The sequence below is a fragment of the Nocardioides pollutisoli genome (genome assembly GCF_040045055.1).
In the GTDB taxonomy this organism is placed as follows: Bacteria; Actinomycetota; Actinomycetes; order Propionibacteriales; family Nocardioidaceae; genus Nocardioides; species Nocardioides tweenelious.
The window spans coordinates 2,606,859-2,620,318 of the sequence record NZ_JBDZDU010000001.1 but is presented as its reverse complement, the minus strand read 5'-3'; the positions used below and the strand labels follow the sequence as shown (position 1 = coordinate 2,620,318).

Genomic DNA, 13,460 nt, shown 5'->3' with positions numbered 1-13,460 from the left:
CCATGCTGCGAGGTCAGGGCCTCAGGAAGCCGGCGTGCCGAACACCGCGAGCTCGGTGAGGTCCGCGAAGGTGCACCCGTCGTAGGAGCCCGGGTCCGCGGTGCAGGTCTCCTCGTAGCTCTTCCCCGACGCGTCCGGCACCTGGTTGCCCAGGATCGTGAACCGGACGTAGCGGACGCCGAGTGCCGGCGTCGTGGGCGTGACCTCGTTCAACGTGCCGCGGTCGTCGATCCCGAAGTGCGCACCAGCCGGCGTGACCGGCGTCCACAGGGTGCCGTCCACCGAGACCTCGATCCGGTAGTCGCCGGTGGAGGCGCTGCCTGCGTCGCCGCACGTCGAGGTCGGGTCGACGCCGAACGAGGCGATGTCGACGGCCTGCGGCAGCTTGATCTCGAGGTGCTTGGGCTCGAACGTCGGGCTCGGCTCGTCACCGGTGCCGGAGGCCGAGCCCCAGCCGGTGCCGAACAGGGTGTCGAGCGCCTGGGCAGGACCACACCCGTAGTCGGTGTAGTCAGGGCCGTTGAAGTCGAGGACGGACGCTCCGGCACCGGTCGCCGCCCAGTCGTACCTGACCGCGTAGTCGGCCGTCGTGCTGCCACCGGTCGCGGGCACGGTCACGGCCTGCGACGAGGTGAAGTAGCCGGGCGCACTGACGACGACCTTCGGGTAGGTCCCGGCGTACAGGGCGACCACACCGCCGAGCGTGTACTCCCCGCCGGCGTTGGTGGTCGTGACGTACTTCGTCCCGAAGCCGGCGACCATGACGGTCGCACCCGCGACCGGGTCGCCGGTGTTGGTGTCGGTGACCGTGCCGGTGATGACTCCCTGCGCGCTCGCGGGGCTCGGCGGGGTGTGGAAGTCCTCGGCGGTCTCCGTGTCGCCGGCGTCGATGGCGCCCGCGTAGTAGCCCATCCCGCGCTTGGCGAAGAGCTTCCAGAGGGCCGTGGTGTGCGCCTGGCCGTAGGCGACCTGGTCGGCCTGGATGATCGCGTTGCGCATGTCGAGCATCGTCGGGTTGGTGGCCGACAGCGACATGCCGCGGGTGATCAGGGTGTCGGCGACCTGGTGGCCGAACGCCTTGCGGATGTCCCACAGCGTCTGTGCCCACACCTCACCCGACGAGTGCACCTCCGGGGACCCGGCGACCAGCACCAGGTCTCCGTAGGTGTAACCCCCCTGGTGGTCGGCGTCGGGGTTGTACGTGTCGTAGCAGGCCTTGGCCTGGGAGCCGACCGCGCAGTCCATCGGCATCGAGCGGAACGGCACCAACGCGCCGTCGGGGTCGGTGCTGCCACCCATGACGTAGCGGCCCTCGTACATCTCGCCGTCCTTGGCGGTGTCCTTCTCGAACCCCTTGGTGACGAGGTAGTCCATGGCGTAGTAGTCGGACCACGCCTCACCCATCGAGCCCGATTGCAGGCTGCTGAGCGTGCCGTTGCCGTCGGCGTCCACCACCAGCCGGTTGGACAGGCCGTGGGTGTACTCGTGCAGGAGGATCGAGGCGTCGAACGCCCCGCTGGACGGCAGGTAGGAGTCGTAGTCGTTCGGGTAGCCGGGCGAGTGCCAGAGGTACATCTGCATCGTGGGCGGCGTGCCGTCGGGCGGGGTGTTCATGTTGGCGTTGTTGATGTGGGCGCTGTCGGGCACACCGTTCTCTGCGTCGGCGTCGGCGCCGTCGAGGACCTGCTGGAGGACCGGGTCACCCCCGGCCGCGGTGAAGTTGCCGGCCTTCGGGGTGAAGCCGATCGCCTTGTCGCTCTGCAGGTAGTCGTGGAACGCGCTGGCGAGGTAGAAGGCGTTGTTCTGGTCGGCCGCCATGTTGGTCTTCCACGAGCCCCCGGCCTGCGCGTCCCAGGTGCAGGGGAACGCCTTGGAGCAGAACTTCGAGAAGCCGAAGCCGGCGTAGGGGCCGTCGCCGACGGTGCCGTCACCGCCGAAGACGTCCTTGGCGGTGTCCGGGAACGTCTTGAGCCTGCCGGTGGCACCCGACTTGGTCCCGGGGACGCCGTACTGCTCCCCGGCACCGATGAGGTTGTCGTCGTCGACGTCGGCCGAGGTGATCACCGAGTCGCCGTTGAGGGTCGTGGCGTTCTTCGACAGCCAGCCCCGCTTGATGAAGTTGACGACCTTCGGGGCGCCCGGGTGGGCGACCTTGCCGTCCTTCTTCGGGCCGGCAGGGGCGCCCGGGTAGTAGTCGTAGACGTAGGCGTCACCGGTCGCGTGGTCGACCGTCGAGCGGCGGTAGAGCGTGGCGTCGGTGGTGGCGTCGACGACGTGCTGGTACGCCGCGTCGCTGCCCGTCTGGGTGTAGGTCGACCAGCCCGCGCGCAGCCCGTGCGAGGTCAGGAACCAGACCTTCTGGGCGAAGTCGCCGTTGGACCAGGTCGTGCGGGCGGCACTGCCGGCGCGGCTCGAGTCGACGGACGAGGCGGCTGCGGCACCGTCCACGTCGGCGGCGGCCGCGGAGCGTGCCCCGCTCGCGGTGAGCTCTCCTCGGGGCGCCGAGGCGGCGAGACCGCTGAGGTCGTGGACGGGTGACCCACTGATCGACAGGAGCCGACCGGTCGAGGTCACCTTCGCCATCAGGCCGTTGCCGAACAGCGGAGTCCCATTGATCCGCTGGGTCCACGACAGGTTGTGGAGGCCGAGGGTGTCGACGTAGTTCTTGCGGAACACCAGGGTGCCGAGGTCGGCGGCGTCGAGGCCGACGAGGTCGGCGTGCGAGCGGACGTAGTCGAGGGCGACGGTGCGGGCCGGGAGTGACGACGGCGCCGTGAGGTAGCCGTCGAGGCGGCCGAGCATCCGTGGCGTGCCGGTCAGCGGGTCGTAGTCGACGTTCGCGAACTGGCCGAGCGATCGCACCTGGGCCCGGGCTGCCGGGGTCTGCTTGCGCACGAGCGCGCCGACCCGCCTGGTCGCCTGCTTCGCCGGCAGCTGCCGGACGTCGACGTTGTCAGGGGCGCGCTCTCTCGAGGCGTCGGCACCGGCGGGGCGGGCCGGCGACGGCGTGGCCGCGGGTGCGGCCGCCGGCCGGGCGGCATCGGCGCCGGGGACCGCGACCAGGGCGAGTCCCAGGGCCAGGCTCCCTGCAGCGACGGCGGTGATCGGACGACGAGCTGAACGCGAACGCGACACGGCGGGGCCTTTTCGTCCAGAGAGTCCATCGACTCAGACTGCGCCGACCCTAGGTCACGTCGGGCTCGGTGCGCACCCCTCGATACGGTCACGCTCATGCGGCACTCTGATCTCGACCCCGCCACACCCGTCCTCGTCGGCGTCGGCCAGTACACCGAGCGCATCGACGACCCGGGGTACGAGGGGCTGTCCGCGGCCGACCTCGCCGGTCGCGCTGCGGCCCGGGCGCTCGAGGACACCGGTGCCGACGCGGCCGCCGTCGCAGCGGCGATCGACACGATCGCGGGCGTGCGCCAGTTCGAGACGTCGACGCCGATCTCCGAGGCGCCGCTCGGCCGGGCCGACAACTTCCCGCGCGCGGTCGCGCAGCGGATCGGCGCGGACCCGGCGTACGCCATCCTCGACGTGGCCGGGGGCCAGTCGCCGCAGGCGCTGGTGACCGAGCTCGCGGGCGCGATCGCGGCCGGTGAGCGCGACGCCGTGCTGGTGACCGGCGCCGAGGCCATCTCGACCGCCCGCTACTTCGCCGACCGCGAGGACAAGCCCGACTTCGACGAGACGGTCGGCGGCCAGCTCGAGGACCGCGGGGTCGGCCTGCGCGGTCTGGTCTTCTGGCAGACCGTCATCCACGGGCTGCTGCAGGCGCCGGAGCAGTACGCCATGTTCGAGAACGCCCGCCGGACGCGCACCGGCCTGACCCGCGAGGAGTACGCCGCGGGCATGGGCGAGCTGTTCGCGCCGTTCAGCCGGGTCGCGGCCGCCAACCCCTACTCCGCCGCGCCGACGGAGCTCAGCGCCCACGAGCTGGTCACCCCCACCGCCCGCAACCGCCCGATCGTCGACCCCTACCCGCGGTTCCTCGTCGCCCGCGACCAGGTCAACCAGGGCGCGGCCGTGCTGCTGACGTCGGTGGCCGCCGCTCGGCGGCTCGGTATCCCCGAGGACCGGTGGGTCTTCCTGCGCGGCCACGCCGACCTGCGCAACCGCGACCTGTTCGACCGCCAGGACCTCAGCCGGCACCCCGTGGCCGGTCTCGCCGTGCGCCACGCCCTCGAGGTGGCGGGCACGACGCTCGACGACGTCACCGCGCTCGACCTCTACTCGTGCTTCCCGGTCGCCGTCTCCAGCGTCCTCGACGAGCTGGGCATCGCGCCCGACGACTCCCGCGGGCTGACCCTGACCGGCGGCCTCCCCTTCTTCGGTGGCGCCGGCAACAACTACTCGATGCATGCCATCGCCGAGGCCGTCGTACGGTGCCGGGCCGACGCCGGCGCGATCACTCTCGTCCTGGCCAACGGCGGGATGCTCTCGAAGTGCTCGGTCGGCGTGTACGCCGCCGAGCCGGCGCCGTGGCGTCCGGACCGCAGCGCCGAGCTGCAGGCGGAGATCGCGGCCTGGCCGGCCCCGGAGTTCGAGCCGCACCCCGACGGCTGGGCGACGCTCGAGACCTACACGGTGCAGCACGGCCGCGACGGCCACGGCCCCGCCATCGTGATCGCCCGTCTCGAGGACGGTGGCGCGCGGGTGATGGCCAACCCGATCGAGGACGACGAGGAGATGTTCGAGCTGCTGGCCGGCCCCGACCCGATCGGCAGCCGGGTCTACGTGCGCGCCTTCGCCGACCGCAACCGGGTCGCCACCGGTCTCGAGCGCATGGACGCCCTCCGGCCCCGCGACGCCGAACCGGACTGGTCCGACTACGACCGTCGCGCCGCGGAGTTCGAGGCCATCCTCTGAGTCAACGCTGCGCGGTTCGGGTACCGGAGGCGCATGGCAACCAACACGCGCACCATCCACGCGACCCCGGAGGCCGTCTGGGACGTGCTCGCCGACGGCTGGCTCTACCCGCTCTGGGTCGTGGGTGCGTCCCGGATGCGTGAGGTCGACGACCACTGGCCCCAGGTCGGCGCACAGCTGCACCACTCCGTGGGGACCTGGCCGCTACTGCTCGACGACCGGACCGAGGTGATCGCGGTCGTGCCCGGCAGCTCGCTGACGCTGCACGCCAAGGCACGTCCCTCGGGCACCGCCCAGGTGACGATCCGCCTGGAGCCGGTCGGCGCCGAGACCCGGGTGGTGATCGAGGAGGACGCGCGGAGCGGTCCGGCACGCCTGGTGCCCAAGGTGCTCCGTGACGTGCCGCTCGGCTGGCGCAACGTCGAGACGCTACGCCGGCTCGCCTACGTCGCCGAGCGTCGCGCGAGCGACTAGCAAGTCGCGGAAGCGGTCTCCCCCGGACCGACTCCGCCCTAGGGTCTCCCCATGATGCTCATCCGGGGCACTTCGCTGACGGGCTTCCGCGAGCTCGTCGACGAGCTCGGGGGCGATCCTGACCGCCTGCTCCGGGACGTCGGGATCTCGGCGAGGTCGATCGGCGACTACGGCGAGTTCATCCCCTACGTCCCGCTGCTCGACGTCCTCGAGCTCGCCGCGCAGACCACGATGACGCCGGACTTCGGACGCCGGCTCGCGACCCGGCAGGGCATCGAGGTGCTGGGCTCGGTCGGCGCCGCGGCCCGCAGCGCACCGACCGTCAAGGCCGCGCTGGCCACCGTCGAGCGCTACCTGCGCGCCTACACGTCCGCGACCGCGACCCGGCTCACGACGCATCCGGGGACCGGCCTGACCGACTTCGAGTTCATCCGGACCGCGAAGGACCAGCTCGCCGCGCCGTACCCCCAGGGCATCGAGCTCACGCTCGGCTTCGGGGTCCAGGTCTTCCAGCTCCTGGTGGACAAGGACTGGCGGCCCGCGCAGGTGCACGTCCCGCACTCGCCGCTCACCGAGCCGGGCGACTACCAGCGCTACTTCGAGGCTCCGGTGGAGTTCCGCGCGCGACGCTGCGGCTACTCGCTGCGCTCCGACGACCTGGACCGGCCGCTGTCCAGCGACGCCGCGACACACGACACCCTGGTCAGCTATCTGCAGGCGGTCGCGCCCTTCACGCCGCAGGGCGTGGTGCCGATGGTCAACGACCTGGTCCGGCGGCTGCTGCCCAGCGGCAACGTCGACCTCGCGACGGTCGCCGACCAGCTCGGCATGCACCCGCGCACGCTCCAGCGACGGCTCGAGGACGAGGGCGTCACCTTCGCCGAGCTCGTCCAGGACGTGCGCCGGCGTACGGCCGAGAACTACCTGCGCGACACCGACATGCCGCTGCGGCACCTGGCGTCGGAGCTCGGCTACCTGGAGCAGAGCGCGTTCTCACGCGCGAGCAGGAGATGGTTCGGGATGAGTCCGCTGGCCTACCGCCGCGAGCTGCAGCTCCGCTGAAGCGAGCCACCCGCAGAACCGTGCTCGCCGATGCAGGCCCGGGAACCCGCACCGACCAACACGAAGTCCTGGTGTGGTGCTGGGTCCAATCCTGGCCGTGCCACCAGCTCGCTGGCTTGCCACGTGGTGACAGCTTTTTGGCATTTCACGACAATCGGACGGCTCACGCTGCTCATTCACGGCCGCGAGCGTGACCGGGCCCACGTCTAGCGCGGGTCGGTGGGTCCGTCGACCGGCAGCTGCGGGACCGGCTTCTTGTCGGACGGGTCGTAGAGCCCGGCCTCCTCGGCGGCGTCGACCTTGCGCAGCTGCTTGACCAGGCTGAAGCCGAGGAAGGCGACCGCGAGGATCAGCCCGATGAAGATCGCGAACGCGACCCAGCCCGCCTTGACGTCGTTGTCGTCGGGCACGTCGTCGACGAGCGAGACCACGAACGTGGCGACCTGGGGAAGGGCGGTGAGCGCGTGCATGGGACCAGTCTCTCAGGCGGGGTTCTCGATGCCGGCGAAGAGGTCGTCCTCCGGCGTCGGGGAGTCGACGAACGACTCGACCAGCTCGAAGTCCTCGGTCGGCCAGGTGTCGGTCTGGATCTCCCGCGGGATGGCGAACCAGAAGCCGTCCGGGTCGATCTGGGTGGCGTGTGCGAGCAGCGCCTGGTCACGGACGCCGAAGTAGTCGGCGCACGGGACCCGGGTCGTGACCCGGGCCTCCCACTCGGGCTCGTCCTTCCACTCCTTGAGCCGCTCCTCCCACGGTGACTCCAGCCCGTGGGCGACCATCGCGTCGTGGATGGCCTGGATCCGCGCCTTGTTGAACGAGTGGTGGTAGTAGAGCTTGAGCACCTGCCACGGCTCCCCGAGCTCCGGGTAGCGCTCCGGGTCGGCGGCGGCCTTGAACGCCTCGACGCTGATCTCGTGGCACTTGATGTGGTCGGGGTGCGGGTAGCCACCGCGCTCGTCGTACGTCGTGAGCACGTGGGGACGGAACTCGCGGATCAGCTTCACGAGCGGGGCGGTCGCCTCCTCGAGCGGCACCAGGCCGAAGCAGCCCTCGGGCAGCGGCGGCTTGGGGTCGCCCTCGGGCCAGCCGGAGTCGACGAAGCCGAGCCAGTCCTGGCGGATCCCGAGGATGTCGCGGGCCCGCTCCATCTCCTGGCGCCGGATCTCGGTGATGTTCTCGAGGATCTCGGGGCGGTCCATCTTCGGGTTGAGGATCGAGCCGCGCTCGCCGCCGGTGCAGGTGGCGACGTGGACGTCGACGCCCTGCGCGACGTACATCGCCGTGCTGGCTGCGCCCTTGCTCGACTCGTCGTCGGGGTGGGCGTGGACGTGCATGAGGCGGAGGCCGGCGCGGGGCTTCGTGGGGTGCTGCGTCACCCGTCCATCCTAGGTGGGACCATTCCTCGGTGACCTCGCAGGACGTCCTCGCCGACCGCTACGGCCCTCCCCGGCCCTGGCGACGGCGTGTGGTGGTCGCCGTGGTGGTGGTCGTCGCGGCTGCGTTCCTCGGCTGGCTCGGCTGGACGATCTGGGCGCAGTCGACGCCGAAGGTCCAGTCCTCGATGATCGGCTTCACGGTCGTCGACGAGCACTCGGCGGTCGCGACCGTCGACATCCACCTCACCGACGCGAGCGTCCACGCGACCTGCACGCTGCGGGCGTACGCCGAGGACCACACCGTGGTCGGCGAGCTCCCCTTCACCCCCACGGGTGACGGCCGGACCGAGCAGGACATCCGGACCGAGCGGCGCGCGAGCTCCGTCGAGCTGATCGGCTGCACGGCGCCGGGGCAGAACCGGCCCCGCTGACCTCCGCTCGACCTGCGTTCGCGGGGTCCGGTTGTTAGACTCGCCGGTCTGACTGTCCCGCAGGGCCGTCCAGCGACCGGCCCGGCGCGTTATTTCGTGCGGCCGTCGCGGCCGACCTCAGGACACCCACCGACGATCGGCGGCGAGTACCGCCGTACCTCGATGCAAGCAGGAGTAGACCCATGACGCAGTCCGACCAGGGCACCATCTGGCTGACCCAGGAGGCTTTCGACAAGCTCCAGCAGGAGCTCGAGAACCTCAAGGGTCCCGTGCGCCAGGAGATCATCGCCAAGATCAGCGCTGCCCGCGACGAGGGTGACCTCAAGGAGAACGGCGGCTACCACGCCGCTCGCGAGGAGCAGGGCAAGCTCGAGGGCCGGATCCGCCAGCTCGCCGACATGCTCGAGCGCGCCGAGGTGGGCGAGACCCCCGCGGACGACGGTGTCGTCGGCCCGGGCATGAAGGTCACCTACAAGTTCGTGGGCGATGACGACGACGACGCCGAGACGTTCCTCCTCGGCGCCCGCGAGATGGAGGACTCCGACGCGGGCCTCAAGGTCTACTCCCCGCAGTCACCCCTCGGCTCCGCCATCACCGGCGCCAAGAAGGGCGACACCGTCGCCTACGAGGCGCCCAACGGCAAGGAGCTCAAGGTCGTCGTCCTGGACGCGGTGCCCTACACGGGCTGACCCGAGCACAGCCGAGTCGGCGCATCACTCGAAGACGCGGTAGCCGTGCTCGCGGAGGCGGGCCAGGACCAGCTCGGTGTGCGGGGCACCCCGGGTCTCCAGCTGGAGGTGGACCTCGACCTCGTCGAGGTGCAGTGACGGCGAGATGCGCTCGTGGGCGACCTCGAGCACGTTGGCGCCGGCCTCGCTGACGTCGGTGAGCAGGTGCGCGAGCCCGCCGGGGACGTCCGGGATGCAGACCCGGAGGTTGAGGTAGCGCGCCGCCGCGGCCATGCCGTGCCGGATCACCTTGCCGAGCAGCAGCGGGTCGATGTTGCCGCCGGAGAGGACCGCCACCGCAGGCGTCTCGAACGCGTCCGGGTGGTCGAGCACGGCCGCCACCGCGGCGGCACCGGCCGGCTCGACGAGCAGCTTCGCGCGCTCGAGCGTCGCGAGCACCGCGCGGGCGAGCGAGTCCTCGGAGACGGTGATGACCTCGTCGACGTGGTCGCGCACGGCGGCGAAGGTGATGTCACCCGGGCGACCGACGGCGATGCCGTCGGCCATCGTGCTCATCGACGCCAGTGGCAGCGGGCCACCGTGGGCGAGCGAGCCGGGATAGGCCGCCGCGCCGGCGGCCTGCACACCGACGATCCGCACGTCGGGACGGAGCGCTTTGACCGCGATCGCGATCCCGGCCAGGAGACCGCCGCCACCGGTCGGCACGATCACCGTCCGGGCATCGGGCACCTGCTCGAGGATCTCCAGCCCGGCAGTCCCCTGGCCGGCCACGATGTCGACGTGGTCGAACGGGTGGATGAAGACCGCGCCGGTGCGCTCGGCGAAGGCCCGCGCCCCCACCATCGCGTCCTCGAGGTAGCGGCCGTGGAAGACCACGTCGGCGCCGTACCCGCGCGTCGCCTTCTCCTTCGGGATCGGCGCGCCCTCCGGCATGAACACGGTGGCCTTGATGCCGAGCAGCTGCGCGGCGAGCGCGACACCCTGGGCGTGGTTGCCGGCTGACGCCGCGACGACCCCGTGCGCGCGCTCCTCGGCCGAGAGCCGGGAGATCCGGACGTAGGCGCCGCGGGTCTTGAACGACCCCGTGCGCTGGAGGTTCTCGCACTTGAGCGAGACCGGTCCGCCGGCGAGCGCCGAGAGCCAGCGCGAGTCCTCCATCGGCGTCTCGATGGCGACGCCGTCGAGCACCCGGCGGGCCTCCTCGATGTCGGCCAGGCTGACGGTCGGCACGTCACTCATCGGGGTCCCCCTCGATCGACACCGTCTCCCCGGTCTCCTCGTAGTCCTCCTCCAGCTCCTCCACGGGATCGTCCCCTGGACTGGTGTACGACGCGAGGTGCTGGACGACGGCGTTGACCGCGGCGGCGATCGGCACGGCGACGAGCGCACCCGCGATCCCGGCGATCAGGATGCCGGCGGCGATCGCGAGGATGACCGCCAGCGGGTGGACCGAGACCCACCGGCCCATGAGGAACGGCTGGAGCACGTGTGCCTCGAGCTGCTGGACGCCGATGATGACGGCGAGCATCAGCAGGGCCGTGATCGGGCCGTTGGCGACCAGGGCGACCAGGACCGCGACGGTGCCGGCGACGGTCGCGCCGACGAGCGGGACGAAGGCGCCCAGGAAGACCAGTACGCCGATGGCGAGCACGAACGGCACCCCGAGGACCGCGGCTCCCACCGCGATGCCGATGGCGTCGGTCAGGGCGACGATCACGGTCGCCCGCACGAACTGGGTCAGCGAGATCCAGGCGACCCGGCCCGAGCTGTCGACGTGGCCGCGCGCGGCGCGGGGCGACAGACGGACCATCCAGGCCCAGATCCGCTCGCCGTCGGCGAGGAAGAAGTAGGTCGAGAAGAGCACGATGAAGAAGCCCGCGAACACGTGGCCGACCGCCGAGCCGACCTCGGTGACCCGGCCGACGACCTGACCGCTGTCGGACTGCTTGGTGATCGCGTCCTGGGCACGGTCGATCAGGTCGTTGATCTGCGAGTCGCTGGCGTGCAGCGGGCCGTCCTTGAGCCAGTCCTTGATCTCGCCGAGGCCGGCGACCGTCTGGTCGGCGAGGTCGGTGGCTCCGTTGGCGATCTGCTGGCCCGCGAGGGTCAGCAGGAGCGCGACGAAGGCGATGCCCGTGATCACGACGCCGAGCGCCGCCAGCCCGCGGGGAATCCCGATCCGGGTCAGCCCGTCGACGATCGGGATGACCAGAGCGGTGATCAGCAGCGCGATCACGACCGGCAGGACGACCTCGGCGAGGAAGCCGACCGCCAGGAAGATCACCCCCGCGGCGGCGACGATGACCAGGAACCGCCACGCCCACGCGGCGGCGAGGTCGACGCCCCACGGCACCTGGCGGCTCACCGGCGTCGATCCGCCGGCCACCACCGGCATGTCCAGCTGCGCCTGCCGCTCGTCGCGCAGCTGCGTGAACTGGTGCGCGATGCGGGCCGCGAGGCGTGCCTCGCGCTCCTCGGTCTCGGAGGTCGGGTGATGTCGCCGGTTGATCCTCGGCAGCCGACGCCGAGAGGATGCGGGCTCGTCGGGCACCAGCGGCCCGTCAGCGTCGTTGCTCACGGCGACAACGTACCCATACAGCGCCTAGTCCAGCGCACGCTCGAGGTCGGCGATCAGGTCGTCGGCGGTCTCGATGCCGACGCTGAGCCGGACCAGGTCGCCCGGCACCTCGAGATCGGTGCCGGCGACGCTCGCGTGGGTCATCCGGCCCGGGTGCTCGATGAGCGACTCGACACCGCCGAGCGACTCGCCCAGGGTGAAGACCTCGGTGCGCTCGCAGACCTGGAGCGCGTGCGACTCACCCCCGGTGACGCGGAACGACACCATCCCGCCGTACCTCTTCATCTGGCGCTGGGCGACCTCGTGGCCCGGGTGCGTCTCGAGGCCGGGGTAGATCACCTCGCCGACCTTCGGGTGGCTGGTCAGGAAGTCGACGACCTTCTCGGCGTTGTCGCAGTGGCGCTCCATCCGCAGCGCCAGCGTCTTGAGCCCGCGCAGGGTCAGCCAGGCGTCGAACGGTCCGGCGACCGCACCCATGGCGTTCTGGTGGAAGGTGATCTTCTCGGCGAGGTCGAGGTCCTTGACGACGAGCGCGCCACCGACGACGTCGGAGTGGCCGCCGCAGTACTTCGTCGTCGAGTGGACGACGACGTCGGCCCCGAGGCTCAGCGGCTGCTGGAGGTACGGCGAGGCGAAGGTGTTGTCGACGACGAGCAGCGCGCCCGCGTCGTGGGCGATCGTCGCCAGCGCCTCGATGTCGCCGATGTTGAGCAGCGGGTTGGTGGGCGTCTCGACCCAGACCAGCCTCGTCTCGCCGGGGCGGATCGCGGCGGCGACCTTGTCGAGGTCGGAGACCGGCGCCGGGCTGTGGTCGAGGCCCCAGACCTTCTCGACCTTGTCGAAGAGCCGGAACGTGCCGCCGTACGCGTCGTCCGGGATCACCACGTGCTCGCCGGGGCGGCACAGGGCGCGGACGAGGGTGTCCTCAGCGGCGAGGCCCGAGGCGAACGCGAAGCCGCGCTCGCCCTCCTCCAGGGCCGCGATGTTGCCCTCGAGGGCGGTGCGGGTCGGGTTGGCCGAGCGGCTGTACTCGTAGCCGCCGCGCAGGCCGCCGACGCCGTCCTGCTTGTAGGTGCTGGTCGCGTAGATCGGCGGGATCACCGCACCCGTGTGCGGGTCGGGCTCGTAGCCGGCGTGGATCGCACGCGTCTCGAAGCCCGACTTGTTCCTGTGCTGCTGGGAGGTCATGGGTCGAGGCTAACGGGGGTTTCGAGACAGGCGCAGAGCGCCTTCCTCAACCACCGTCGGACGGGAACGCCACGGTCACCGCCGTTGTTACAGACTGTGCATCATCACTCCGAAAGAAGGAGAACCCGTGTTCCTCACCCGCAAGGCTCAGCTGGTGGCCCCCGAGCAGACCCTCACCGGCCGCAGCGAGCGCAACTTCCCCCTCTCCGAGAAGCACCGCGTCCTCGACGCGCCCCTCGTCACCGACGAGGTGCCCGAGGGCTACGAGGTCGCGTTCTTCGGCCTGGGCTGCTTCTGGGGCGCCGAGGAGATCTACTGGCAGCTGCCGGGTGTCTGGTCGACGTCGGTCGGCTACGCCGGCGGCACGACCCCGCACCCGTCGTACGAGGAGGTCTGCTCCGGTGCGACCAACCACACCGAGGCCGTCCGGATCGTGTTCGACCCGTCGGTCGTGTCGTACGCCGACCTCGTGAAGAAGTTCTTCGAGGTCCACGACCCGACGCAGGGCTTCCGCCAGGGCAACGACGTCGGCACGCAGTACCGCTCGGCGATCTACTTCACCAGCCCCGAGCAGGAGCAGACCGCCCGCGAGCTGACGAAGGTCTACGGCGACGAGCTCAGCCGGCGTCGGCTCGGTGACATCACCACCGAGATCCGCGAGGCCCCGACGTACTACTACGCCGAGGACCACCACCAGCAGTACCTCGCGAAGAACCCGTTCGGCTACCGCTGCCACAGCAACACCGGCGTCAGCTTCCCCGCCTGACCGTCTGACGCTGTCGTATCCGCC

At 71.1% G+C, this 13,460-nt stretch carries 12 protein-coding genes; 6 read left to right on the top strand and 6 right to left on the bottom strand.

Annotation, left to right across the window (positions count from 1 at the left end; genetic code table 11):
- Positions 1 to 21: 21 nt before the first annotated feature.
- Positions 22 to 3,135 (bottom strand): M36 family metallopeptidase, encoded by a 3,114-nt coding sequence (locus ABLE68_RS12785; RefSeq protein WP_348871788.1) that lies wholly within the window; start codon positions 3,133 to 3,135, stop codon positions 22 to 24.
- A gap of 96 nt (positions 3,136 to 3,231) precedes the next feature.
- On the opposite strand from ABLE68_RS12785, the gene ABLE68_RS12780 reads away from it, so the two are divergent.
- Genes ABLE68_RS12780 through ABLE68_RS12770 form a run of 3 tightly spaced genes read left to right on the top strand, consistent with a single transcriptional unit; the run spans position 3,232 to position 6,408 of the window.
- Positions 3,232 to 4,872 (top strand): acetyl-CoA acetyltransferase, encoded by a 1,641-nt coding sequence (locus ABLE68_RS12780; protein ID WP_348871786.1) that lies wholly within the window; start codon positions 3,232 to 3,234, stop codon positions 4,870 to 4,872.
- Between the two features lie 33 nt (positions 4,873 to 4,905).
- Positions 4,906 to 5,346: an SRPBCC family protein gene (locus ABLE68_RS12775; RefSeq protein WP_348871784.1), complete on the top strand. Its 441-nt coding sequence runs from the start codon at positions 4,906 to 4,908 to the stop codon at positions 5,344 to 5,346.
- Positions 5,347 to 5,397: 51 nt separating this feature from the next.
- Complete coding sequence (locus tag ABLE68_RS12770; protein WP_348871783.1) at positions 5,398 to 6,408, top strand: AraC family transcriptional regulator; 1,011 nt, start codon at positions 5,398 to 5,400, stop codon at positions 6,406 to 6,408.
- 206 nt (positions 6,409 to 6,614) lie between these two features.
- Here ABLE68_RS12770 and ABLE68_RS12765 read toward each other — a convergent pair whose 3' ends face one another.
- Positions 6,615 to 6,878: a hypothetical protein gene (locus ABLE68_RS12765; RefSeq protein ID WP_348871782.1), complete on the bottom strand. Its 264-nt coding sequence runs from the start codon at positions 6,876 to 6,878 to the stop codon at positions 6,615 to 6,617.
- Positions 6,879 to 6,890: 12 nt separating this feature from the next.
- Positions 6,891 to 7,784, bottom strand: a complete 894-nt coding sequence (mca, locus tag ABLE68_RS12760) for a mycothiol conjugate amidase Mca (protein ID WP_425475625.1) — start codon at positions 7,782 to 7,784, stop codon at positions 6,891 to 6,893.
- 29 nt (positions 7,785 to 7,813) lie between these two features.
- Between mca and ABLE68_RS12755 the strand changes: the two genes are divergently transcribed.
- Positions 7,814 to 8,215 carry a DUF4307 domain-containing protein gene (locus tag ABLE68_RS12755; protein WP_348871781.1) on the top strand — a complete coding sequence of 134 codons (402 nt, stop codon included), beginning with the start codon at positions 7,814 to 7,816 and terminating at the stop codon, positions 8,213 to 8,215.
- Positions 8,216 to 8,397: 182 nt separating this feature from the next.
- Complete coding sequence (greA, locus tag ABLE68_RS12750; protein WP_348871779.1) at positions 8,398 to 8,904, top strand: transcription elongation factor GreA; 507 nt, start codon at positions 8,398 to 8,400, stop codon at positions 8,902 to 8,904.
- Positions 8,905 to 8,928: 24 nt separating this feature from the next.
- Here the strand turns inward: greA and ilvA are convergent, their stop codons facing one another.
- Genes ilvA through ABLE68_RS12735 form a run of 3 tightly spaced genes read right to left on the bottom strand, consistent with a single transcriptional unit; the run spans position 8,929 to position 12,670 of the window.
- Positions 8,929 to 10,143: a threonine ammonia-lyase gene (gene ilvA, locus ABLE68_RS12745; protein WP_348871778.1), complete on the bottom strand. Its 1,215-nt coding sequence runs from the start codon at positions 10,141 to 10,143 to the stop codon at positions 8,929 to 8,931.
- Positions 10,136 to 11,482 carry an AI-2E family transporter gene (locus ABLE68_RS12740; RefSeq protein ID WP_348871777.1) on the bottom strand — a complete coding sequence of 449 codons (1,347 nt, stop codon included), beginning with the start codon at positions 11,480 to 11,482 and terminating at the stop codon, positions 10,136 to 10,138. The genes ilvA and ABLE68_RS12740 overlap by 8 nt, the downstream gene beginning before the upstream one ends.
- 24 nt (positions 11,483 to 11,506) lie before the next feature.
- Positions 11,507 to 12,670, bottom strand: coding sequence for a cystathionine gamma-synthase (locus ABLE68_RS12735; RefSeq protein WP_348871776.1), 1,164 nt, complete (start codon positions 12,668 to 12,670; stop codon positions 11,507 to 11,509).
- 127 nt (positions 12,671 to 12,797) lie between these two features.
- Here ABLE68_RS12735 and msrA point away from each other — a divergent pair, with 127 nt between their 5' ends.
- A complete protein-coding gene (gene msrA, locus ABLE68_RS12730) occupies positions 12,798 to 13,436 on the top strand; it encodes a peptide-methionine (S)-S-oxide reductase MsrA (protein ID WP_348871774.1) in 639 nt (212 codons plus the stop codon).
- Positions 13,437 to 13,460: the final 24 nt, after the last annotated feature.